Annotated in this window: 28 protein-coding genes and 1 pseudogene; 19 read left to right on the forward strand and 10 right to left on the reverse strand. The window is 73.7% G+C overall.

Annotated elements, in window-relative coordinates; genetic code table 11:
- Positions 1 to 30: 30 nt before the first annotated feature.
- Positions 31 to 468, reverse strand: coding sequence for a (deoxy)nucleoside triphosphate pyrophosphohydrolase (locus NFX44_RS13660; protein ID WP_262283889.1), 438 nt, complete (start codon positions 466 to 468; stop codon positions 31 to 33).
- A gap of 184 nt (positions 469 to 652) precedes the next feature.
- Here NFX44_RS13660 and NFX44_RS13665 point away from each other — a divergent pair, with 184 nt between their 5' ends.
- The 4 genes from NFX44_RS13665 to NFX44_RS13680 all read left to right on the forward strand — a co-directional run bounded on the left by NFX44_RS13665 (position 653) and on the right by NFX44_RS13680 (position 2,592).
- Positions 653 to 961, forward strand: coding sequence for a 4a-hydroxytetrahydrobiopterin dehydratase (locus NFX44_RS13665; RefSeq protein WP_151462084.1), 309 nt, complete (start codon positions 653 to 655; stop codon positions 959 to 961).
- A 131-nt stretch (positions 962 to 1,092) separates the two neighbouring features.
- Positions 1,093 to 1,407 carry a hypothetical protein gene (locus NFX44_RS13670; protein ID WP_262283890.1) on the forward strand — a complete coding sequence of 105 codons (315 nt, stop codon included), beginning with the start codon at positions 1,093 to 1,095 and terminating at the stop codon, positions 1,405 to 1,407.
- Between the two features lie 98 nt (positions 1,408 to 1,505).
- Complete coding sequence (locus NFX44_RS13675) at positions 1,506 to 1,868, forward strand: PH domain-containing protein (protein WP_262283891.1); 363 nt, start codon at positions 1,506 to 1,508, stop codon at positions 1,866 to 1,868.
- A 1-nt stretch (position 1,869) separates the two neighbouring features.
- Positions 1,870 to 2,592 (forward strand): bifunctional 2-polyprenyl-6-hydroxyphenol methylase/3-demethylubiquinol 3-O-methyltransferase UbiG, encoded by a 723-nt coding sequence (locus NFX44_RS13680; RefSeq protein WP_262283892.1) that lies wholly within the window; start codon positions 1,870 to 1,872, stop codon positions 2,590 to 2,592.
- 9 nt (positions 2,593 to 2,601) lie between these two features.
- Here the strand turns inward: NFX44_RS13680 and NFX44_RS13685 are convergent, their stop codons facing one another.
- On the reverse strand, positions 2,602 to 3,057 hold the full coding sequence (locus tag NFX44_RS13685; RefSeq protein WP_262283893.1) for a hypothetical protein: 456 nt from the start codon (positions 3,055 to 3,057) through the stop codon (positions 2,602 to 2,604).
- 58 nt (positions 3,058 to 3,115) lie between these two features.
- Between NFX44_RS13685 and NFX44_RS13690 the strand changes: the two genes are divergently transcribed.
- From NFX44_RS13690 to NFX44_RS13705, 4 genes are all read left to right on the forward strand, one after another.
- Positions 3,116 to 3,832 (forward strand): vancomycin high temperature exclusion protein, encoded by a 717-nt coding sequence (locus NFX44_RS13690; protein WP_262283894.1) that lies wholly within the window; start codon positions 3,116 to 3,118, stop codon positions 3,830 to 3,832.
- Positions 3,833 to 3,865: 33 nt separating this feature from the next.
- Positions 3,866 to 4,234, forward strand: coding sequence for a hypothetical protein (locus NFX44_RS13695; protein ID WP_262283895.1), 369 nt, complete (start codon positions 3,866 to 3,868; stop codon positions 4,232 to 4,234).
- Positions 4,235 to 4,286: 52 nt separating this feature from the next.
- Positions 4,287 to 4,445, forward strand: a complete 159-nt coding sequence (locus tag NFX44_RS13700) for a hypothetical protein (protein ID WP_262283896.1) — start codon at positions 4,287 to 4,289, stop codon at positions 4,443 to 4,445.
- A 280-nt stretch (positions 4,446 to 4,725) separates the two neighbouring features.
- Entirely contained in the window at positions 4,726 to 5,409 is a 684-nt protein-coding gene (locus tag NFX44_RS13705) for a hypothetical protein (protein WP_262283897.1), read from the forward strand.
- On the opposite strand, the gene NFX44_RS13710 is transcribed toward NFX44_RS13705, so the two are convergent.
- A complete protein-coding gene (locus NFX44_RS13710) occupies positions 5,401 to 6,186 on the reverse strand; it encodes a pentapeptide repeat-containing protein (RefSeq protein ID WP_262283898.1) in 786 nt (261 codons plus the stop codon). The genes NFX44_RS13705 and NFX44_RS13710 overlap by 9 nt on opposite strands.
- A 116-nt stretch (positions 6,187 to 6,302) precedes the next feature.
- Between NFX44_RS13710 and NFX44_RS13715 the strand changes: the two genes are divergently transcribed.
- Positions 6,303 to 7,268 (forward strand): phosphotransferase enzyme family protein, encoded by a 966-nt coding sequence (locus tag NFX44_RS13715; protein WP_262283899.1) that lies wholly within the window; start codon positions 6,303 to 6,305, stop codon positions 7,266 to 7,268.
- Between the two features lie 104 nt (positions 7,269 to 7,372).
- Positions 7,373 to 8,149, forward strand: coding sequence for a hypothetical protein (locus NFX44_RS13720; RefSeq protein WP_262283900.1), 777 nt, complete (start codon positions 7,373 to 7,375; stop codon positions 8,147 to 8,149).
- A 113-nt stretch (positions 8,150 to 8,262) separates the two neighbouring features.
- Here the strand turns inward: NFX44_RS13720 and NFX44_RS13725 are convergent, their stop codons facing one another.
- The 3 genes from NFX44_RS13725 to NFX44_RS13735 form a co-directional block, all read right to left on the reverse strand.
- Positions 8,263 to 8,826, reverse strand: coding sequence for a dihydrofolate reductase family protein (locus NFX44_RS13725; RefSeq protein WP_262283901.1), 564 nt, complete (start codon positions 8,824 to 8,826; stop codon positions 8,263 to 8,265).
- 64 nt (positions 8,827 to 8,890) lie between these two features.
- The gene (locus NFX44_RS13730; protein WP_262283902.1) at positions 8,891 to 9,361 is read right to left on the reverse strand and encodes a VTT domain-containing protein; all 471 of its coding nucleotides are present in this window, start codon (positions 9,359 to 9,361) and stop codon (positions 8,891 to 8,893) included.
- Positions 9,358 to 9,951: a CDP-alcohol phosphatidyltransferase family protein gene (locus tag NFX44_RS13735; protein WP_262283903.1), complete on the reverse strand. Its 594-nt coding sequence runs from the start codon at positions 9,949 to 9,951 to the stop codon at positions 9,358 to 9,360. Before NFX44_RS13735 ends, NFX44_RS13730 begins: the two co-directional genes overlap by 4 nt.
- 45 nt (positions 9,952 to 9,996) lie before the next feature.
- Between NFX44_RS13735 and NFX44_RS13740 the strand changes: the two genes are divergently transcribed.
- Genes NFX44_RS13740 through NFX44_RS13750 form a run of 3 tightly spaced genes read left to right on the forward strand, consistent with a single transcriptional unit; the run spans position 9,997 to position 12,359 of the window.
- Positions 9,997 to 11,199, forward strand: a complete 1,203-nt coding sequence (locus NFX44_RS13740) for a sensor histidine kinase (RefSeq protein ID WP_262283904.1) — start codon at positions 9,997 to 9,999, stop codon at positions 11,197 to 11,199.
- A 5-nt stretch (positions 11,200 to 11,204) separates the two neighbouring features.
- Entirely contained in the window at positions 11,205 to 11,843 is a 639-nt protein-coding gene (locus tag NFX44_RS13745) for a response regulator transcription factor (protein WP_315974592.1), read from the forward strand.
- A 45-nt stretch (positions 11,844 to 11,888) separates the two neighbouring features.
- On the forward strand, positions 11,889 to 12,359 hold the full coding sequence (locus tag NFX44_RS13750) for an NUDIX domain-containing protein (protein WP_262283906.1): 471 nt from the start codon (positions 11,889 to 11,891) through the stop codon (positions 12,357 to 12,359).
- 426 nt (positions 12,360 to 12,785) lie between these two features.
- Here the strand turns inward: NFX44_RS13750 and ychF are convergent, their stop codons facing one another.
- The 3 genes from ychF to NFX44_RS13765 are packed head-to-tail and all read right to left on the reverse strand — an operon-like array spanning position 12,786 to position 15,197.
- The gene (gene ychF / locus NFX44_RS13755; protein ID WP_262283907.1) at positions 12,786 to 13,871 is read right to left on the reverse strand and encodes a redox-regulated ATPase YchF; all 1,086 of its coding nucleotides are present in this window, start codon (positions 13,869 to 13,871) and stop codon (positions 12,786 to 12,788) included.
- Between the two features lie 36 nt (positions 13,872 to 13,907).
- Positions 13,908 to 14,654, reverse strand: coding sequence for a peptidase E (locus tag NFX44_RS13760; protein WP_262283908.1), 747 nt, complete (start codon positions 14,652 to 14,654; stop codon positions 13,908 to 13,910).
- 30 nt (positions 14,655 to 14,684) lie between these two features.
- Positions 14,685 to 15,197: a MarR family winged helix-turn-helix transcriptional regulator gene (locus NFX44_RS13765; protein WP_262283909.1), complete on the reverse strand. Its 513-nt coding sequence runs from the start codon at positions 15,195 to 15,197 to the stop codon at positions 14,685 to 14,687.
- A gap of 328 nt (positions 15,198 to 15,525) precedes the next feature.
- Between NFX44_RS13765 and NFX44_RS13770 the strand changes: the two are divergent.
- Positions 15,526 to 16,065 (forward strand): annotated as a pseudogene (locus NFX44_RS13770) (EamA family transporter); the annotation flags it as partial.
- A 191-nt stretch (positions 16,066 to 16,256) separates the two neighbouring features.
- Here the strand turns inward: NFX44_RS13770 and NFX44_RS13775 are convergent.
- Positions 16,257 to 16,721, reverse strand: a complete 465-nt coding sequence (locus tag NFX44_RS13775) for a hypothetical protein (RefSeq protein ID WP_262283942.1) — start codon at positions 16,719 to 16,721, stop codon at positions 16,257 to 16,259.
- A 175-nt stretch (positions 16,722 to 16,896) separates the two neighbouring features.
- Between NFX44_RS13775 and NFX44_RS13780 the strand changes: the two genes are divergently transcribed.
- From NFX44_RS13780 to NFX44_RS13800, 5 genes are all read left to right on the forward strand, one after another.
- Positions 16,897 to 17,406 (forward strand): SigE family RNA polymerase sigma factor, encoded by a 510-nt coding sequence (locus tag NFX44_RS13780; protein ID WP_262283910.1) that lies wholly within the window; start codon positions 16,897 to 16,899, stop codon positions 17,404 to 17,406.
- Positions 17,403 to 17,897, forward strand: coding sequence for a hypothetical protein (locus NFX44_RS13785; protein WP_262283911.1), 495 nt, complete (start codon positions 17,403 to 17,405; stop codon positions 17,895 to 17,897). Before NFX44_RS13780 ends, NFX44_RS13785 begins: the two co-directional genes overlap by 4 nt.
- A 216-nt stretch (positions 17,898 to 18,113) precedes the next feature.
- Positions 18,114 to 19,604, forward strand: coding sequence for a DNA-3-methyladenine glycosylase 2 family protein (locus NFX44_RS13790; RefSeq protein WP_262283912.1), 1,491 nt, complete (start codon positions 18,114 to 18,116; stop codon positions 19,602 to 19,604).
- Positions 19,601 to 20,113, forward strand: coding sequence for a methylated-DNA--[protein]-cysteine S-methyltransferase (locus NFX44_RS13795; protein WP_262283913.1), 513 nt, complete (start codon positions 19,601 to 19,603; stop codon positions 20,111 to 20,113). Before NFX44_RS13790 ends, NFX44_RS13795 begins: the two co-directional genes overlap by 4 nt.
- A 37-nt stretch (positions 20,114 to 20,150) precedes the next feature.
- Complete coding sequence (locus NFX44_RS13800; RefSeq protein ID WP_262283914.1) at positions 20,151 to 21,965, forward strand: ABC transporter ATP-binding protein; 1,815 nt, start codon at positions 20,151 to 20,153, stop codon at positions 21,963 to 21,965.
- Position 21,966: the final 1 nt, after the last annotated feature.

Below are 21,966 nucleotides of genomic sequence, written 5' to 3' on the forward strand. Positions count from 1 at the left end.
CGTTTCCGTCCCGGTGTCCGAGTCCGTCGATCAGGAGCCGGCCAGCAGCGGGGGCAGGGCGGCGACGATCGGCACGTCGGCCGGCAGCCAGGGGACGGTGTCGAGTTCGCCGGCCGCGAGCCAGCGCAGCTCCAGGTGCTCCAGGGCCTTCGGCTGGTCGTCGTGGAGGAGGCGGGCCACGTACACCCGGAGGACGGAACGGCCGTGGGCCATCCGCACGTCGCGGCCGACCCGCGCGCCGATCTCCACCCGGACGCCGAGTTCCTCGGCGCACTCGCGGGCCAGCGCCTCGGTCTCGGTCTCTCCCGGCTCCACCTTGCCGCCGGGGAACTCCCAGCGCCCGGCCACCTCCGGTGGCGCGGAGCGCGCGCAGGCCAGGACCCTGCCGTCCGCGATGATCGCCGCCCCGACGACCACCCTGGGCTCCCGCCGGTCCTGCCCGTTCCCGCTAACCCATTCGGTCCGCACGGGCGTCCAGCGTGCCAGATCAATCGGCGGTTTGGGTAGCTGAGTCGACCGTCAGGTCAGCAGAACACGGAAGTGTGGGCGTGGACACACCATCTGTGCGACGACAGACTAGAGGGCGTCGACTGGGACACGGGATGGCGACGATTTGGCCACAAGCCGGGAACGACGCCCTGGAGGTGCGGTGATGCGCGTGCTGTTCAACGGCCGGGCGAAGCACGACTACCTCAGCGACGCGCTCGCCCTGCTGTCCGGCTGGACGCGGGAGGGCGAACAGATCCGCCGCACGCTCGTCATCGACGACACCCAGCACGCCGCGCTCACCGAGCGCGTCGCGGTGGTCGCCGACGCGCTGCGCCTGCGTCCGGAGATCAGCCGCCGGGCCGACCGCACCCAGATCAGGGTGGGTCACGGCGACGGCGAACCGCTCACCGAGGGCGAGGTGCTGCTGGCCGCGCGCATCGAGGACGCGGTCCGCGCGGTCACCGATCTCTGAGCGTCCTCCTGAAAGATCCCTGATAGTTTCTTGTTAGCAACTAAATCCTCCGGGGTAGGACATCCGGCACCAGGGAACCGCAAAGGCTCCCGAAGACGACGGAACATGCCAAACCCCTTGAGGAGCTGACCATGACGACGCCCACGGCCACCAACCGGGCCACCGACCACGTCGAACGCGACGTCCGGCACCCGCACCGGCACGGCGAGGAGACCAAGCCGGCGTGGAAGACCACCGAGCTGGCGGTCTACCTGCTCGCCGTCATCGGCGTCCTGATCGCCTCGAACGCCGTGGGCGACGGTGCCGCGAACAACGGCGGGGACTACTTCGCCGCCGACAAGGCCTGGTGGTACATCACCCTGCTGACCGTCGGTTACCTGATCAGCCGGGGCCTGGCCAAGGCCGGCAGCCGCAGCCGTGACCACGACCCGCGCGTCGACCACTGACCCCGAACCCCGGCAGCCCCCGTCCCGGAGGACGGGGGCTGCCGCCGTCGGTCACCGGGGCGCCGGCCGGCTGGCGAGCCCCACCTACCGTCGAGGGCATGGCCGATCCGACGTATGACCGCAAGGAACAGTTCCAGCAGATCCAGAGCGGGCTCCTGCCCGGCGAGCAGATCATCGCCGTGTACGACGCGGTCGGCACGGGCACCGGGTTCATCGGCCTGACCGACCGGCGGGTCGTCATCCAGGACCGCTCCTTCGTCGGAAAGCGGTACGCGATCACCAGCATCCCGTACGCGAAGATCACCAGCGTGAGCGTGGTGAGCAACAAGTCGTGGGGCGGCTCGTTCTTCTCCAGCGGGGCCATCGCCATCCACGTCGGCACGCACACCTACGAGGTGGAGTTCCGGGGCGCGCAGAAGAGCCACCACGTGCACAACGTCATCCTCCACCACATCTCCTGACGTGCCGGTCGACCTGCCGGCGCTCTACGACGCGGACAACGCGTGGGGGCGCGACGACGACTTCTTCCTGAGCTTCGTCGGGCGGACGCCCGCCCGGGTCCTCGACCTGGGCTGCGGCACCGGCCGGCTCACCATGGCCCTGGCCGCCGCCGGCCAGCGCGTCACCGGCGTCGACCCGGAGGCCGCGTCGCTCGCCGCCGCCCGGGCCAGACCCGGTGGCGACCGGGTCACCTGGCTCCCCGGCACCGCCGCCGACCTGCCCGACGCGGCGTACGACGTGGCCGTGCTGACCAGCCACGTGGCGCAGGAGATCCGTGACGACGGGACGTGGGCGGACACCCTCCGCCACCTGCGCCGGGCCCTGGTCGACGGCGGCCGGCTGGCGTTCGACTCCCGCGACCCGGCCGCGCGGCGCTGGGAACGCTGGAACCCCACCGACTCGCTTCGCCGGCTCACCCTGCCGGACGGCACGACGGTGGACGCCTGGACCGAGCTGACCGCCGTACGCGACGGCCTGGTGAGCTTCCTGCACCACTACCTGCTGCCCGGCGGCGCGGAGCTGCGCACCCCGGGCACGCTGCGCTTCCGCACCGAGACGGAGCTGCGGACCGCCCTCGCCGGGGCCGGCTTCACGGTCGAGCGGGTGCTCGGCGGCTGGGCCGGGGAGCCGGTCGGCGCCGGCGACGACGGAGAGCTGATCGTGCTCGCCCGCGCGGCACGGTGACCCCGAGGGTCAGCGCCGGTACGACAGCTTGAAGTCGAGCGTCCAGTCGGCGCCGTCGGCGGACCGCTCCCAGCGGCCGTCGATGGCGGTGCCGTCCTCCCGCAGCGTCCCGATGAACCGCTGGTGGAAGCCGGGCACGTTCCGCCACATCCGCCAGACGCCGTCGGCGAACGTCATCCGGTAGACCCGGTGCACGCCGCGGGCGTCGGCGTACAGCACCGCGAACTCCTCGTCCGAGTCGTCAAGGCCGATCAGCTGGGTGGTCGGGAGCGGGTTGTTCTCCCGCCAGGCGAGCGGCGCCGTCTCCGGCACCGGCTCGGCGTCGCTGTGCTGGCGGAGGAACCGGCCCCCTTCCACCCAGGTGAACTCCGTCCAGCCGGCACCGAGACCCTCGACCTCCGGATGCACCGTCCACCGACCGACCAGCACGTCGAGCCGCGCGAGCGCCGGATGCCGCTTCCCCATCGCCGTCCTCCTGCCGCCGGGAACCCGGTGGGCGCCGCCGCCTGACAGAATCGCCCGCATGCGGGGGCTGTTCGCGAGGGTCAGGGGATGGTGCACCGACCGCAGACCGACGGTACGCCGGATCCGCCGTACCGTGGCGGTGGTCGTGGTGGGCGCGGCGCTGGTGGCCGCCGGCACCGCGGCCAGCGTGGCGTGGGTCCGCGGCGGCGCGAAGGGCCACCTGTTCACCGAGGCCGACGTGCCGGAAGCCCCGGTCGCCCTGGTCCTCGGCACCAAGGTGAAGGCCGACGGCACCCCGTCGCCGTTCCTCGCCGCCCGGCTGGAGATCGCGCAGCGGCTCCTCGCCGCCGGCAAGGTCCGGGTCATCCTGGTCTCCGGCGACCACATGAACGACGACTACGACGAGCCCGACGCCATGCGGCGCTGGCTCGTCGACCGGGGCGTGCCGGCCGGGAAGGTGGTGCTCGACCACGCCGGCTTCGACACCTACGACTCCTGTGCCCGGGCCCGGCGCGTCTTCGGTGTGGAGCGGGCGACCGTGGTGACCCAGTCCTTCCACCTGGCCCGGGCCGTGTCGCTCTGCCGGCACCTCGGCGTGGCCGCCAACGGCGTGGGCGACGACACCGCCCGGCGGTACGCGCAACGCTGGCGGGTCAGCGCCACCCGGGAGTACGGGGCCTGCGTCAAGGCCACGCTGGACGTCCTCTCCGGCCGGGATCCGGTGCACCTGGGGCGCCGCGAGACCGGGGTGGACGACGCCCTGCGCGCGGGCTGAGGCGCGGCCCGGCCGTCGGGGTAGGGTCGCGGCGTGGTGAAGCTGGCCGAGGAGACGCTGGCGGCGGTCGGTCGGATGACCGTCGCGGCGACCGAACTGGAGCATGTGCTGTCCCGGCTCGGCGCGGGTGAGGCGGACCCCGACGAGATCTTCGCGCGGGCCGGGGCGCCGCTGCTCGCGGCCCGTGAGGCGGCGCGGTCCGCCCCGCCGCCGATCCGGGCGGACTACGCCAGTCTGGTCGAGGGGGCGGCGACCCAGCTGGCCGTGGGCCAGGCCGCGTTGCGGGCCGTGTGGCGCGGTGGCCGGACCGATCCGGCGCTGTTCGACGAGATCACCGCGCGGCTGCTGCGCTGCCGGGACGTCCTGCACGACCGGCTCCTCGCGCCACAGGGGACCGACTAGCGGGGCACCTGGCTGCCCGGCGGCCGTCCGCGGCCGGCGCTATCGTTGCCGGATGCCCGCGCTGATCGCGCCCACCGTCCGGCTGCACTCCGCCCGGCTGGCGGCCCACCGGGAGTGGGGTCCCGGCCGCCACGAGGACACCGAACTGGGCACCGCCCGGCGTTACTGGATCGCGCTCCGGGCGCCGCTCACGCGCCCCCACCCGGGCTGACGGTCCTGGTAGATTTCGCGCTTCGCCTCGATGGAATGAGGAACTGCGCATGACCGGCACGGGGGCCGAATCGGGCGCGGGACCGGCGATGGAGCCGGCACCGGGCACAGGACCAGCCGATCCTTCGGCACCTCACCCACTCGGGCCGCCGCCGCCCGGATACGGACCGCCGCCGTACGCGCCACCGGCGGTCCCGTTCGGGCCGCAGCCGCCGGCGCCGTGGGCGCCGCCGCCCGGCCCGCGCAACCGCACCCTCGTCGTCGCCGCCGTCATCGTGGGCGTGGTGCTGCTGGTGGGCTGCCTCGGTCTGACCGGCGGCGTGCTCCTGCTGCGCTCCGCGACGACCACCGCGTCCGGACCGGCGCGGGAGGCGCCCCCGCCGCCCAGCACCGGTCACAGCCCCGGGGCGACCGCCGAGCCCGACGTGAGCGAGGAGCCCGTGCAGCAGGGGCCGCAGGCCAGCCAGTACCCGGCCGAGGAGATCTCCGACCTGAACCGGGTGTGCGACGACGGCGTCTACTACCCGCAGTCGCCGAAACGCGCCGGCAAGGCGCCGCACCCGCTGGTGCTGCTCATCGGGGACGGTTCCGGCCTGCGCTACCAGAACGGCACCTACTACTTCTCACAGGGCCTGTCGAAGAAGGTGGAGCAGACCTGGGCGGCGGAGTCGCCCACGAAGGTGCAGATGGTCGCCTGCCTCGACCGGGTCAGCAGCGGTGCGACGATCCGCCGCTGCAAGTACGACGACCCGAAGCCGCTGACGTTGACGCTGCTGCGGGCGAGCTGGCGCCTTCGGGTGTACGAGGTGTCCACCGGCCGCAAGCTGCTCGACAAGGCCATGACGGGCGACGACCAGGCGTGCCCGTACGTCGTCCTGGCCGGCCCGGACAAGAAGATCTACGCCGAGGTCAGCGACCGGGCCGCCGTCGCCGCGCTCCGCAAGCTCGTCAACGGGTCAGCCTGAACCAGCCCCGCGTGCCTCCAGCACGGCCAGGTCGCGCTCCGCGTAGAGCCGGTGCTCCCACTCCTCGTTGAGGACGACCAGCAGGCACTCCCGGATCGGGTAGCTGCGGGGTCGCGGCCAGCCAGGGCCCTCCACCGGCTCGGTGCGGCCGTCGAGTGACTCGGGGGTCAGCCGCTCGATGACCTCGCGCACCGTGGACATCCGGTCGCGGCGCAGCGCCAACACCGCGTCGAGCGGGGGCCGCGCGTCCCGGTCGCGCGGCACACCCGGCGTGTCCGGCATCTCGTCCCACGGCAGGTCGAGGGAATCCCACGGCGACGGGTCGCCGAGCACCGCCCGCCCGATCCACGCGTCGGTGGCGAAGACCAGGTGCCGCAGCGTCTCGATGAACGACCACTCACCGTCGACCGACTCGTGCAGCAGCTCGGGCCGCAGCCGGCCGGCCCGTTCGACGGTCCCGCTCCAGAGCCGCTCCAGGATGTCCCACGCCGCGCGGAAGCCGGCCGGGTCGGTCGGGCGCATCCTGGCCCGGTCCGGGTGCCGCCGGTCCAGCTCCGCCTGGATCAGCGGCCCGACGTCGACGCCGTTGATCGTCAGGTTCTCGATCTCACCGTGGATGTCGACGCCGACCAGCTCGACGCCACGCATGCTGGCCCCGCTCAGGTCGACGCCACGGAACCGGGCACCGGACAGGTCGACGGCGCGCAGCTGGGCGCCGCTGAGGTCGACGTGCTCGAACCGCGAGCCGCGCAGATCGGCGGCAGTGAATTCAGCCACCCCAGCAGGCTAGCCGCGACGCCCGGCACACCGCGCCCCCGGAAGAGTCGGCGGCGCGGCCCGGCCGGCGGGCGAAATGACTTGCCGGAGGGTCGGCCGGCTGCGACGCTCCGACCGTGATCGACAAGCCGGATGTCGACGAGCGGTTGCTGGCGGCCGAGGTGGCCGGCGCCTGGGGCGTGGACATCGTCGGCCTCGTCTTCATGCCCGTCGGACTGGACGGGGACGCCTGGGCGTACCGGGTGGACACGTCCGACGGCGGGCGCTACTTCCTGAAGATGCGCCGCGGCGAGTACACGCGGGCCGCCGTCCTGCTGCCCGGTTTCCTCCGCGCCCAGGGCGTCCGGCAGGTCGTCGCGCCGATCGACCGGCCGGACGGCGGGGTCGGTCGCCGGTTCGGCGACCACCGGCTGCTGCTCTACCCGTTCCACGACGGCGGCAGTCTGTGGGGCCGCGGCCTCACCGACCGCCAGTGGATCGAGTACGGCGAGTTCCTCGGTCGGCTGCACGCGGTCACGCCGAGCGCCGACATCGCCGCGGTCCTGCCGGTCGAGACCTGGCGGTCGAGCGCCGGCGATCGGCTCCGCGCCCTCGGCGAGCAGGCCGCCGCGAGCGAGATTCTCGCCGCCTTCTGGGGCCGGTACGGTGCCGCGCTGCACCGGTTGTCGGAAACGGTCGACGACCTCGCCTCCCGGGTGACGCACGGTCGGCACGTCGTGTGCCACGCCGACATCCACCCCGGCAACCTCATCGCCGACCGCGACGGCCCACTGCACGTCGTGGACTGGGACGCACCGATCCTCGCGCCTCGCGAGCGGGACCTGATGTTCGTCTTCAGCCGGGACTTCGGCGACCACCCGATCAACGCGCGCCGCGCCGAGCTCTTCCGCCGGGGCTACGGGCCGCTGGAACCGGACCGGACCACGCTGAGCTACTACCGCAGCGAACGGCACCTCGACGACGCCGCCGTCTTCCTGAGGAGCATCCTCCACTCCGGGGCCAGTCCGGAATCCCGCGCCAACGACCTGCACTGGCTGACCCGGATCGCCGAGACCGTCGCCGACCCCGGCTACACGGCCTGACGTCGCGACACCAGCCCACCGTCCGAACACGATCCCGTGGCCGGGACAGCGCCGAGCGGTCCGGACGCGAGAAGATGACGGAACGGCAGGACGGGGGCAGGGACGTGAGCGAGCACACTGTGGACACCGACGACCAACCGGCCGCACTGGCCCCGGCGACTCTCCGTGCGCTCCGCCGTTCGGTCGGGACGCGGCCCCGGGGGTGGCTGATCGCGATCACTCTGCTGCTGGGCCCGCTGGCCGCGATGGCGATGGCCGCCGCCGAGCAACCCGGCGACCTGACCTTCGCCACCCTCTCCGATCCGGTGCAGAGCCTGATGTCCGTGACGGTGCCGTTCCTCGGCGTCCTGCTGGCCCAGGACCTGCGCCGGGCACCCCGCACCACCCGGTTCGCCCCGACCCTGCTGGCGGCGACGCTCCTGGCGGCCGCTGTCGGAGCCTTCGGAGGCCTGGTGTCCGCCGCCGCTGTCGCACTCGCGCCGTCGGGCACCGCCCCGGACCCCTGGCGCCACGCCGCCACCATCGTGCTGGGCGGCGTGCTCGTGCAGATCGTCGCCCAACTGGTGGGCACCGGGCTGGGCCTGCTGCTGCGGCCCGCCGTCGTCGCGTGCCTCGCCACCATCGTGCTGCCGCTGGGCACGTGGGCCGTGCTGGGGGCGGTCGACCTCCTCCAGCCCGCGCAGGCATTCACCCCCTACGCCACGGTCCGGCACCTGCTCTCGGGCCGGATGAGCGCGGCGAACTGGGCCCAGTGGCTCGTCGTGCTCCTGATCTGGGGTGCCGGTCCGAACATCGTCGGCGTGGCCCGGCTGAAGCGGCGGAAGCCGGACGGCGACCCGACGCCGGACGCCACCGCGCGCGATTCCGCCCGGGCAGCGTGACCGCGCTCGCTGGTCCCCCATTGCCGGGCGTGGTCCGCAACCCGTCGCACAAGCCTGTCACCCGCCGTTACCAATGGGCGGCCCGAAGTCCGGCCGGATCCGAGGTCGGGTACTCAGCGCCTGGTCTCGTACCTGGTCAGGACCACGCCGCCAGGGAACGTCCGGGTCTCCACCAGGGTCAGGTTCACCCAGTCGTCCAGGGCCGCGAAGAACGGCGTGCCACCACCGACCAGGACCGGATGGGTGACCATCGCGTACTCGTCGATCAGCCCGGCCCGCATGGCCGCTGCGGCGAGTGTGGCGCCGGCGATATCCATGGGGCCGCCGTCCCCGGCCTTGAGCCGGGTGATCTCGGTGACCGCGTCGCCGGTGACCAGGCGGGTGTTCCAGTCGACCGTGCTGGTCGTCGAGGAGAACACCACCTTGGGCATGTCCCGCCAGCGGCGGGCGAACTCGATCTCCGCCGGTGTGGCGCCCGGCTGCTGGTCGGCGGTCGGCCAGTGGGAGCTCATCGTCTCCCACAGTCTGCGCCCGTACAGCGCCGTGCCTGTCGACCCCACCCGGTCGGACCACCACTGGAACAACTCGTCGCTCGGCACACTCCACCCGAGGTCGTCGCCGGGCGCGGCGATGTAGCCGTCCAGGCTCAGGTTCATGCCGAAGGTCAGTTTTCGCATCGTGTCAGCCTCCCGTGAGTCGGTACTCGACGTACAGACCAGCACGGCGCGGAAGAATCACCGGTCAGGCCAACGCCGCCGGAAGGACGAGGAGGGCGAAACGGAACACTCGCCCGAGTAGGCACGCGACGGCGAACTCCCAGTGTCGAAGGCCCGCGGTGCCGGCGGCGAGGCTGACTCCGGCCAGCGGTGGAACCCCGACTGCGGCGGAGACGAGCACCGTCGGCAGGGCGGTGCGCCGGCGGGAGAGCCAGCGCTGGATCCGCCCGGCCCAACGGGCGCCCCTGGCCGCCGCGCGACCCGATCGGCTCCGATGCGCGAGTTTCTGGGCCAGCCGCCCCGTTCCGCGACGCGCGGCTTCGAACAGGAGCAGCTTGCCGGCGGTCTGCCCGACCGCCAGGGCGAGGACGGCGACCAGAGCGTGGCCGCCACGGTGTCCGGCGACTACGGCGTAGGCCTCGGCGTTGACGATCGGGACGAGGGCCGAGGCGAGACCGTACCCGAGCGCCAGTACCGCCTCGGCGAGGCTGCTCATGCCCGGCCGTCCCGTTCGAGCAGCCGGACCATCGCCGCGGTCGACCACAGCTTGACCGCAACGACGGCGACGGCGACGGCCAGCGCGAGCCGGTACTGCCCGAACGCGATGGCGCCGACAACCCCGGCGGTGTTGGCGGCCTTCGCCATGGGCGACCAGTTCAACGCCCATACCCGCCGGTCGACCAGAAAGAAGTAGTTGGGGCTGATCACGGGCCAGCACAGGAACGCCAGCGACAGCATGGTGTCGAGCACCAGGAACGAGAGCAGAAACACCAGGGCCACGACCGCGACGTCGGGCACGAGTGAGACCAGACCCACGCAGAGCACGGCGGTGCACGCGCGGTCGCTCACGATATCGAGGACGGCCCCGGCCCGGGTCTCCTGTCCGAGCCTGCGGGCGGCCCAGCCGTCAAGCACGTCGCCGAGCCAGTAGATGCCGTACGCCACCGCCAGCAGTACGACGGATCCGGCGACGAGGGCGGCGACACCGACGGTGACAGAGACGACCGTGCGGATGGCCGTGATGTAGTTGGGAACCGTACGGAGAGGGCCGACGGTGACAGCGGTGCGGGGGTCGACAAGAGTCACCTCTGCAGCGTCGTGCGGTGAGCGTTCCGGGCGGAACGTGCCGAGGTGCCGATCGAGGTCGCGGGGGCGGCACCGGGGTGCCGGCCGATCTGGTACCGGGGTACCTGGCCGGCTTCCGGGCTGATCGCCGAGACTGTGCAGGTGAGGACCAGAATCCGGGAAGGGCTGCGCGGCCCGGGGCGGGTGCGCCGGCTCGCGTACGGCGCGGCGGGCTTGATCGTCGCCGTCGTGGTCACGACCGTCGAGGGGGGCCTTTCCGTGCCGGCGGGCTGGGCGCGGCTGGTGCTGCCCATCGGCCTCGGGGCCGTGGCGCTGCGGCCGCGCTACCGGGCCCTGGTCTTCGCGCTCTGCGCCGGGTTCGTGGCGATGGTGAGCACCGGGGAGTCGGTGCAGCTGGGCCTCGCTGCCGCCGGCCTCGTGTTCGTCTCGACCTGCGAAGACCCGGCCCGACGCCCGTGGCTGGGGTGGGTTGTCGGGCTGACCGGTGCCGCCGGCGCCCTCGCTGTCGCGCAGCTCGACCAGCGTGGGCTGTACGAGCAGCCGATCGTCTTCGTGACGGCCGGCTACCTCCTGGCGATCCTGTTCCGGTCGTGGTCACGCGGCTACGCCCTCACCCGGGAGGCAGGCGAGCTGCGCGGCCAGGCAGCCTGGCTGGAGCAGCGCACGAACCTGGCCCGCGAGCTGCATGACGTGGTCGGCCACCACGTCACCGCGATGGTGGTTCAAGCCGAGGCGGGCCAGCTCAGTGACGACCCGGGGGCGGCGCTGCGGGCGATCGCGGACAGCGGACGCACCGCACTGGGCGAGCTCGACACGCTCGTCGTGCACCTGCGCGACCCGGACGCGGCGATCGCGGTGAGCGCGCCGCCGCGCCTGTCCGACATCGACGAGCTACTCGCGGAGCCGCTGCGCCAGCAGGGCGTGGCGGTGCAGGTACGTCTGGACCCTGAGCCAGGCCTGGACGAGATCGGCGTGTTGACCGTCTACCGCATCGCCCAGGAGGCCCTCACCAATATCGCCCGCCACGCGAAAGCCACGGCCGCCTGCGTCGAACTGGTCCGCATCGGCGACCGCACCCGTCTGCGGGTCAGCGACGACGGCATCGGGCCGCCCCCTGCACCCACGCGCGGCTCGGGCCTACTCGGCATCGAGGAGCGCGTGCGCGCTCGCGGTGGGAGCTGGGAGCTGAGTCGGCGACCTGGCGGCGGCACCGTCGTTCAGGCCAACCTGCCGGTGGCGAAACCGTGATCCGTGTGGCGATCGCCGACGACCAGCAGCTGGTCCGCGACGGCTTCAGCCTGATCCTGCGTTCCCAACCCGACATCCACGTCGCCGCTGAGGCCGCCGACGGTCGGCAGCTCCTCGACGCCGTGCGTCACGACTCCCGCATCGACGTCGCCCTGGTCGACATCCGCATGCCGGTGCTCGACGGCCTGCAAGCCACCCGCGAGCTGGCCACGATCCCGCACGCCCCGGCCGTGATCGTCGTGACCACCTTCGACGACGACGCCTATGTCCTGGACGCCATCGCCTCCGGCGCGCGCGGATTCCTGCTCAAGCGGGGCAGCGCCCGCGACCTGATCGCCGCAGTGCGCACCGTCGCGGCCGGGGAGGCGATCCTCTCCGCCGAGGTCACCGGCGCCGTCCTCGACCGGGTACGCGCGACCGGGCCGGCCACCCGCGTGGAACTGGCGGCCTACCAGCTGACCGCTCGGGAGACCGACGTGCTCGCCCTGATCGGTGCCGGACTCAACAACACCGAGATCGCGGAACGTCTCTACCTCTCCATGAGCACCGTCAAGACCCACGTCACCAACGTGCTGGCCAAGACCGGCAGCCGCGACCGCGTACGAGCCGCCATCCTGGCGATCCAGGCCGGCCTCTCACCCTGACAAGGATGGAGCGAGCTTGTCCTATCCCTGTGTTCTGATCCCGTCATGGATGTCGTCGTCACAGGTGCGCTCGTTGAGAGCGGCAAGGTCCTGCTCGTGCACCGCAGGCCGACCAAACGGGTGTACCCCGATGTCTGGGATCTGCCCGGGGGGCAGGTCGAGGCGGGTGAGTCGGAACTACAGGCCCTCGCGCGGGAGATGCACGAGGAGCTCGGTGTTCGCATCGTGGCGGAGTCCGCTTCACGGTTGGGCGTCCTGCACGCCGGCAGTGGTGAGGACGCCGTTCACGTGGGCGTCTGGCAGATTGAAGACTGGGTCGGCTCTCCGACCAACCGCGCACCTGAGGAGCATGACGACATCGCCTGGGTCGGGGTCAGCGAGCTGGGCGACCTTCCCCTCGTGCATGGCGTCCTGGCGGCAATGGTTCGTTCTCTACCTGAGTTCGAGTGCGCCCAGGACGACCGCGGAACCACGGCCGACTGTCGGGCATGTGCGGGGGCGGAGGCCTCTTCCTGACCTGGTGCGCCAGGATCGGTCGCTCGCCGTCAGGGATGGTCGCGCGGATGCTCCGGGGGCGTTGGCTCGTCCGGTGGTGGCGATGGTGGTTGCTTCCAGCCGGACCCGTAGACCACAACCCAGTACACGACGAACGCCCCGAGGATGATGGCCAGAAAGACGCATGCGATTCCCCCGATGATGCCCATATCGTCAAATTATCGTGTTGGCACAGCGGGCGACTCCGTTTCGAGACCTGCTCGATCAGGCGGGCGACCACCCTGCGGGCCGTACGTTTGTTCGACTGGATGACGGGGCCTCTTCACGACCCGCTTCGCCGGCCCCTACCGGCACGACTACTACGGCACGCTCATCGTCGGCGCGGCCGTGCGGAAGGCGGGCCCGCCGGGGAGCGTCACGTCCCTGAGCTGCGAAAACAGGTCGGGCTCAGACGTTGAAGCGGAACTCCACCACGTCGCCGTCCTGCATGACGTACTCCTTGCCCTCGATCCGGACCTTGCCGGCGGCCTTCGCCGCCGCCATCGATCCGGCCTCGACCAGGTCGGTGTAGGAGACCACCTCGGCCTTGATGAAGCCGCGCTGGAAGTCGCTGTGGATGACCCCGGCGGCCTCCGGCGCGGTGGCGCCGACCGGGACGGTCCAGGCCCGCGCCTCCTTGGGGCCGGCCGTCAGGTACGTCTGGAGGCCCAGCGTGCGGAAGCCCACCCGGACGAGCTGGTCCAGCCCCGGCTCGGACTGCCCGATCGATTCCAGCAGCTCGCGGGCCTCCTCCTCGGGCAGGTCCACCAGCTCGGACTCGATCTTGGCGTCCATGAAGACCGCCTCGGCCGGGGCGACCAGGCCGCGCAGCTCGTCGAGGAACTCGGCGTTGCCCAGCTCGGCCTCGTCGACGTTGAAGACGTAGAGGAACGGCTTCGTGGTGAGCAGGTGCAGCTCGCGCAGGTGCTCCAGCTCGATCTTGGCGGCGGCGGCGCCCGCGTACAGGGTGGTGCCCCCGTCGAGGACCTCGACGGCCTTCTTGGCGGCCTCGACGGCGGCGGCCCGGTCCTTGCGGAGCTTGGCCTCCTTCTCCAGCCGCGGCAGCGCCTTCTCCAGGGTCTGGATGTCGGCCAGGATCAGCTCGGTGTTGATCGTCTCGATGTCGTCGGCCGGGGAGACCTTGCCGTCGACGTGCACCACGTTCGGGTCGGAGAAGGCCCGCACCACCTGGCAGATCGCGGAGGCGTCCCGGATGTTGGCCAGGAACGCGTTGCCCCGGCCCTGCCCCTTGGAGGCGCCCCGGACCAGGCCGGCGATGTCGACGAACGAGACCGGCGCCGGCAGCACCTTCTGCGAGGAGAAGATCTCGGCGAGCTTGGCCAGGCGATCGTCGGGAAGCCCGACCACGCCGACGTTCGGCTCGATGGTGGCGAACGGGTAGTTCGCCGCGAGCACGTCGTTCTTGGTCAGCGCGTTGAACAGGGTGCTCTTGCCCACGTTGGGCAGGCCGACGATGCCGATGGTGAGACTCACGACGAGCCAGCTTACGCGCTTCGCCGCCGGGCCCGGTCAGGCGGGCCGGGCGGGCAGCAGCCGGGGTTCGATCCGGGTCTCCCGCACGGTGCCGTCCTCGGCGCGCGCCAGCTCGTACGCGGCCACCCCCTCCCGGTCGGCCACGGCCTCGGCCAGCCGGGTGCCCCGGTAGATCAGCCCGACCCCGTCGTCGGTGCAGTGGCTGGTCGGCAGCGTGCGGTCGGCGACCAGCCGGTGCATGAGCGGCCGGCGCTGGTCCTCGCTGTCGTAGTGCACGCCGTTGCCGTACGGGAGCCAGCCCAGGCCGTCGGTGAACGCTCGCAGGGTGGGGCCGTAGCTGTCGGTGGCGCCGCCGAGGTGCCAGCAGATCGAGCCGGCGGAGACCCCGCCGAGCACCACGCCGGCCTGCCAGCACTCGTGGAGGATGTCCGGCAGGCCGTGCACCCGCCACACCGCGCAGAGGTTCGCCACGCTGCCGCCGCCCACCCAGATGATGTCCTGGGCGAGGAGGTGGGCGCGGATGTCCTCGACGTTGGGCATCGGGTAGAGCGCCAGGTGGGAGGGGCGGAACCGGGTGCCGGCGAATGCGCCGTAGAAGACGGTGAACGAGGTGGGCTGGTCACCGACCGCCTGGTTGAGGTAGCAGACGCGGGGCGCGTCGCCGGCCTGCGCCAGCTCGGCCATCAGGTCGAAGAGCTGGCTGGGCCGGGCGTCCCACGGGCCCCGGTGCCGGCTGAAGAAACCCATGCTGGTGGCGACGATGGTCGGTTCACTGGCGGGCATGGCCGTCCTTCCGGTCGGTGCTGATGGAGATCATCCTGCCGGATCCGGCGGCTGCGCCTCGACCGCGGCCAGCAACGTGCGCAGCAGATCGGCCAGCCGGTCCTGGTCGGCGGGGGGCAGCGCGTCGAGGATCCGCCGCTGCACCTCCAGCCCGGCCTCGGCCGACTCCTCGATCACCCGGCGGCCGGCGTCGGTGAGGGTGACCCGCAGCGCCCGCCGATCGGCCGGGTCGGGCGAGCGCCGGACCAGCCCGGCCCGCTCCAGCCGGTCGAGCCGGCCGGTCATCCCGCCGGAGGTGAGCATCAGCGAGGCGGCGAGGGCCTTCGGCGCCAGGGTGTACGGCGCGCCGGACCGGCGCAGCGCGGCCAGCACGTCGAAGTCGCCCCGGCCGATGCCCCAGCCGGCGTACACCTTCTCCTGGCGGTCGCCGACCAGCCGGGCGAGCCGGTAGATGCGGCCGAAGACGGCCATCGGCTCGGGTCGCATGCCGGCCCGCTCCCGGCGCCACTGCTCGACGATCACGTCCACGTCGTCGGTTGCCACGGCTGTCGATTGTGCCGCATCTCGCACTTCCGCTTTCACTCGGTACTCATTAGCTTAGTACTAAGCTACTTAGTATCGAGGAAAGAGGTCGTCGTGGCCCGTCGCTGGACCGACATCGCGCTCACCGCCGTCGCCCCGACCGTCTGGGGCACCACCTACCTGGTCACGGCCGAGCTGCTGCCCGCCGGCCGGCCGCTCTGGTCCGGCGCGATCCGCGCCCTGCCGGCCGGCCTCCTGCTGCTCGCCGCTGACCCGCCGGCGGCCGCGCGGCGTCTGGTGGGGCCGGGCCGCCCTGCTCGGCGCGCTCAACATCGGGGCGTTCTTCCCGCTGCTCTTCGTCGCCGCGTACCGGCTGCCCGGCGGCACCGCGGCCGTGCTCGGAGCCGCCCAACCGCTGCTGGTCGCCGCGCTCACCGTCGCCCTGCTCCGGGACCGGCCCGGCCGGCCGGCGCTGCTCGCCGCGCTCGCCGCCCCGGCCGGGGTCGCCCTCGTGGTGCTCCGGCCGGGCGCCGGCCTCGACCCGCTGGGCGTCGCGGCCGGCCTGGCCGGCACCGCGGCGATGGCCGCCGGCCTGGTGCTCACCCGCCGCTGGGGCCGGCCGCCCGGTGTGGGCACCCTCGCCGCGACCAGCTGGCAGCTCGTCGCCGGCGGCCTGCTGATCGTGCCGGTCGCCGCCGCCGTCGAGGGCGCGCCGCCCGCACCCGACGGGCCGGCCCTGCTCGGGTACGCGTGGCTCGGGCTGGTCGGCACCGCGCTGGCGTACGCGCTGTGGTTCCGGGGCGCGGCCCGGCTGCCGGTCACCCGGGTGTCGGTGCTCGGCGCGCTCAGCCCGCTGACCGCCGCGACCCTCGGCTGGCTGGTGCTCGGCCAGGCGCTCAGCCCGACCCAGCTCGCCGGCTTCGCGGTGGCGGTCGCCGCCATGGCGCTCGGCCAGCTGCCCGGACGGAGCGCGCCGGGCGAGCGGAGCGGCCAGCTGGCAGGCGCGCCGGGCGTCGGGAGCGGTCAGCCGGCGTTGACCGGCCCGCCCGCCCGGGCGGCCGGGCCCGGTGGCGGCGCCCGTCAGCCGGCGCGCAGCCGGCGCCAGTCGTCGACCGAGACGTCGGCGGCCACACCCTCGGGCAGCGCCCCCGGCGGCAGGTCCGCCGCGGCCGCGAGCGGCAGGGTGAACCGGTGCGCCGCGGACGGCGCGGCCGCGTGCGACTGGTCGAGCAGCCAGCGCACCTCGTCGACCGTCCAGCCCAGCCCGGCCCGGCCGGCGAGCTCCCGGACCAGCCGCAGGCCCACCCGGGTGTCGTCATCGTAGAAGCGCATGCACCAGTGGTGGGCCCACATGCCCAGCGCGCGCAGCCCGGGCGCGTCGAGGGAGCCGACCAGCCGGCCGCACGCGGTGTCGGCGAAGGCCCGCCCCGGGTCGTCGGCCCGGTCCCGCTCGATCGCCCCGTACGCGGCCGGGGCCACCACCCGCATCCGGTCGTAGAAGCCCTGCACCACCGCCGCGTCCAGCCGTGCCCGCCCCGACCGCATCAGCGGACACCCCGCCCGGCCACGCTCGCCATGCCCCAGCACCTTTTCTTGAGTTGGTGGCGCGACGGTACCGACCACTACCGACACTTTCGTCGGCGGAATCCGTTGCCACGCCAGGGATAGCTGGCGTGAGCTGGGGCGTCTGTATTGGTGACGACGACGAGCGGGAGGGTGGGTGGACGAGGACGACCGGGTCCGGCTGGCCGAGTTCGTGACCAGCCGCACGCCGGCGCTGATGCGGGTCGCGTACCTGCTCACCGGCGACCGGCACGCGGCCGAGGACCTGTTCCAGTCGGCGCTGGCCAGAACCATCCCGAGGTGGCGGACGCTGCGGCACGCCGACCCGGAGGGCTACCTGCGCGCGGTCATGTACCGGGAGCAGGTGAGCTGGTGGCGGCGGCTGCGGCGACGCCGCGAGACGGCGCTCACCGGGGCCGACGAGGCGGTCCAGCCGGACCCCAGCGGCGGCACCGACGTACGCCTGGCGATGCGCGCGGCGCTGCGGCTGCTGCCGCCGGCCCAGCGCACGGTGCTGGTCCTGCGCTACTACGAGGACCTCACCGAGACCCAGGTCGCCGAGGCGCTGGGCTGCTCGGTCGGCACGGTACGCAGCCGGACCCACCGGGCGGTGACCCGGCTGCGCCAGCTCATGCCGGACGTCGAACTGCTGGAGGTACGGCGGTGACCACGCCCTTCGAGGACCTCCTCCGCGCCACCCTCTCCGACCTTGCCGAGGAGGCACCCAGAGTGCAGGACCAGTTGACCCCGGCGGAGCGCCGGTTCCGGAACCGCCGGCGGACCACGGTGACGCTCGGCGCGGCGGGGGTGGTGGCCGCCGTGCTGATCGGCGCACCGATCGCGCTGGCGGCCGGCGGCGGGGACGCCCCCCGCCCGGCCGCCCCGTCGGCGCCCCCGACCCCGGCGGCCCCCACCCTGTCCCCGTCCCCCGCCGAACCGACGGCGGTCCCGTCGCCCAGCGGGCCGCCCACCGCCGTGCCGAGCCCGCCCGGCGACCCGACGGCCGGGCCCGTTCCCAGCGCCTCGCCGCCGGGCCGGCCCGGCCGACCCGTGCCGAGCCCGAGCCGGCCGGGCGAGCCCACCGCGGTGCCCTCCCCCGAGGGCCCCGGGGGCGGCCCCGGCCCCTTGCCCACCCCGTCCCCCAGCCCACGCCGCTGAGCCCGACGACCCGGCGGGCGCCGTCGCTGCCCCATCAGGCGGCGCCCGGCCGGGTCGACCCGATCCCCGCCTGATGCGCGGCGGCCCGGGTCCCCCGGCGGGAGGCGGCCGCGCAACGCCTCCCGGGTCCCGGTTTCGAGCGCTCGCGGCGGTCGCGCACGGCCGCGTCCGAATCCCGCCAGCCGAAGGCCCGACCTGCGAGGCAGGATCGGTGTCATGGAACTCGACTTCGAGCGGTGCTACCGGGCCGTCGACAGCCGCGACCAGCGGTTCGACGGCTGGTTCTACACCGGCGTGACGTCGACCGGGATCTACTGCCGGCCGTCCTGCCCGGCGACGACGCCGAAGCGGCAGAACGTCCGGTTCTTCCCGTCGGCCGCCGCCGCGCAGGGCGCCGGGCTGCGGGCCTGTCGCCGCTGCCGCCCCGACGCCGCACCGGGCTCGCCCCAGTGGGACGTCCGGGCCGACGTGGTCGGGCGGGCGATGCGGCTCATCGCCGACGGGGTGGTCGACCGGGACGGCGTACCGGGGTTGGCGGCCCGGCTCGGCTACACCGAGCGGCACCTGCACCGGATGCTCCGGGCCGAACTGGGCGCGGGACCGCTGGCGCTGGCCCGGGCGCAGCGGGCGCAGACCGCCCGCATCCTCATCGAGACCACCGGGCTCGGCCTGGCCGAGGTGGCGTTCGCCGCCGGGTTCGGCAGCGTCCGGCAGTTCAACGACACCGTCCGCGAGGTGTACGGGGCCACCCCGTCCGAGCTGCGGGTGAGCCGGGGCGGCCGGCGGGCGGCCGGCGGGGCGGGCACCATCACGCTGCGGTTGGCGTACCGGCCGCCGTTGCACGCGGGGGCGCTGCTGGACTTCCTGGCGCTGCGCGCGCTGCCCGGCGTCGAGGAGGTCCGCGACGGGGCGTACCACCGGGGTTTGCGGTTGCCGCACGGGCCCGGCACCGTGTCGCTGACCCCGGCCGACGGGCACGTGGCCGCCACCCTGCGGCTGGCCGACATGCGCGATCTGGCGCCGGCGGTGGCCCGCTGCCGGCGGCTGCTGGACCTGGACGCCGACCCGGCCGCGGTCGACGCCACCCTGGCGGCGGACCCCACCCTGGCCCCCGCGGTGGCCGCCGAACCCGGCGTCCGCCTCCCGCACGCCGTGGACGGCTTCGAGATGGCCGTCCGCGCCATCACCACCCAGCAGATCTCCCTCCGATCGGCGAGAACAACCCTGACCCACCTCCTGGCGGCCACCACCACCCCGCCCGTCGATCATGAGGTTGACGGCGAAGTCGATCTCCAAAACAGCGGTCACCCTCATGATCGACCGCCGAGGTTGCGGACGTTCCCGACCGCGGAGGAGGTGCTCGGCGTGGGTGACACGGCCTTCCGGATGCCGGGGGCGCGGCGGGAGACGATCCGGGCGGTGGCGCGGGCCGTCGCCGCCGGGGAGCTGGACCTGGCACCCGGTGGAGACCGGGAGGAGGCGGTGCGGCGGCTGGTCGCGCTGCCCGGGGTCGGGCCGTGGACCGCGGGCTACGTGGCCATGCGGGCGCTCGGCGACCCCGACGTCCTCCTCCCCACCGACCTGGGCGTACGCCGGGGCGCCGCCGCGCTCGGGCAGCCCGACGACCCGAAGATCCTGAACGCGTACGCGGACCGCTGGCGCCCCTGGCGGTCCTACGCGGTGATCCGACTCTGGAGAGCGGCATGACCACACTGGACAGCACCGTCATCGACACCCCCGCCGGCCCGCTGAGCGTGCTCGCCGGCCCGGACGGGGCGGTACGCGCGGCCGGCTTCACCGCCGACCCGGCGACCCTCGTACCCCTGGTCCATTCCGGACTGCGCGGCGCGCTGCGCGAGCGGGCCGACCTCGGTCCGGTGACCGCGGCCGTCCGCGCCTACCTGGCCGGGGACCTGACCGCCATCGACACCGTTGCGATCGAGCAGCGGACCGGCGGCGCCTTCATGGCCCACGCCTGGGAGGTCCTGCGCGATGTGAAGCCGGGCGACCCGGTGACGTACACGGGTTTCGCGGCGCTGGCCGGGCGGCCGGCGGCGGTCCGCGCCGCCGCGGCGGCCTGTGCCCGCAACGCCGCCGCGCTCTTCGTGCCCTGCCACCGGGTGCTGCGCACCGACGGCACGCTCGGCGGCTACCGCTGGGGGCTCGACGTGAAGAAGTGGCTTCTCGGGCATGAGGGACGGGTGACGGCTAGCTGACAGCGGTGATGTCGCACCCTGCCGCTACCGTCGGGTAGTGCCTGCGCAGAGCGACGGCAACCCCACGGCGTGTCCCGACGCCCGTCCCCACCCGCTGCGCAACCTCTGGCGACTGCGGCCCTACCTGCGCCCCCACGCGGCCGAGTTCGCCTGGCTGCTGCTCGCCGCGCTGACCGCCACGGCGGCGAGCCTCGCCGTGCCGCTGGTGGTGCAGCGGGTGGTGGACGGGCCGGTGGCCCGGCACGACGAGGCCGGGCTGCTCCGGCTCGGCGCCCTGGCCCTGCTGCTCGGCCTGGCCGAGGCGGTGCTGATCTTCATCCGGCGGTGGACCCAGTCCTCCTCCTCGGTCGGCATGGAGGCGGCCATCCGGGCCGACATCTACGCCCACCTGCAGCGCCTCCCGACCGACTTCCACGACCGGTGGCAGTCCGGCCAGCTGCTCTCCCGGATCACCAGCGATCTGTCGGTGATCCGCCGGTTCCTCTCCTTCGGCCTGCTGTTCCTGGTGCTCAACCTGATCACCTACGCCGCCGTGGTGGTGCTGCTGATCCGGCTGCACCCCTGGCTCGGGCTGCTGGTGGGGGCCAGCGCCGTCCCGCTGTTCCTGATCAGCCGCCGCTTCGCCCGGCACTACCACGCGGCGTCCCGGCGGATGCAGGACCAGCAGGGCGACGTGGCCACGCTGGTCGAGGAGACCGCGCAGGGCCTGCGCACCATGCGGGCGTACGGGCGAGGGCCCGAAATGGGTGCCCGGTTCGCCACCGGCGCGCGCCGGCTGCACGACACCGGGATCGGCAAGGCCCGCCTGCTGGCCCGCACCTCCGCCCTGTTCGACCTGGTGCCCAACCTGATCCTCGCGGTGGTGCTGGTGGCCGGGGCCGCCGCCGTCGCCCGGGGCGGGCTCAGCATCGGCGAGCTGGTCGCCTTCGTCAGCCTCCAGCTCATGCTGGTGTGGCCCGTGCAGTCACTCGGCTGGATCATCGCGAACGGGCAGGAGGCGGCGACCGCCGCCGACCGGATCCAGGAGGTGCTGGACACCCGGCCGTCCATCATCGACGCTCCGCACGCCCGCGCGCTGGACCGCACCGAGGTGCGCGGCCGGCTCCGCTTCGAGCGGGTGAACTTCCGCTACCCCGGTAGCCCGGCGCCGGTGCTCCGCGAGATCGAGCTGACCGTGGAGCCGGGCGAGACGCTGGCCCTGGTCGGTGCGACCGGCTGCGGCAAGAGCACCCTGCTGTCCCTGGTCCCCCGGCTGCACGAGGTGACCGGCGGCCGGATCACCCTGGACGGGCACGACCTGCGCGACCTGCGGCTCGGCTCGCTGCGCCGGCTGGTCGGGGTGGCCTTCGAGGAGCCGACCCTGTTCTCCATGTCGGTCTGGGAGAACCTGACGCTGGGCCGGCCGGAGGCCGGTGAGGAGGAGGTCCGGGCCGCGCTCGCGCTGGCCCAGGCCGAATTCGCGTACGACCTGCCGTGGGGCCTGGGCACCCGCGTCGGCGAGCAGGGGCTCTCGCTCTCCGGCGGGCAACGCCAGCGGCTGGCGCTGGCCCGGGCGGTGCTCGGCCGGCCCGCACTGCTCGTGCTCGACGACCCGCTCTCCGCGCTCGACGTGCACACCGAGGCCCTGGTCGAGGCGGCCCTGCGCCGGGTGCTGCGGGACACCACGGCGCTGCTGGTGGTGCACCGGCCGTCCACGGTGGCGCTCGCCGACCGCGTGGCGCTGCTCGACGGCGGCCGGATCGTCGCGGTCGGCACCCACCGGGAGCTGCTGGCCGGGGTCCCGGCCTACCGGGCGGTGCTCTCCGCCGAGCCGGATCGACGGGCGGACGGCATCGGCCTGGTGCGGTCGTGAC

This window comes from Micromonospora sp. MA102, from assembly GCF_025460765.1.
Taxonomy (GTDB): domain Bacteria; phylum Actinomycetota; class Actinomycetes; order Mycobacteriales; family Micromonosporaceae; genus Micromonospora; species Micromonospora halotolerans.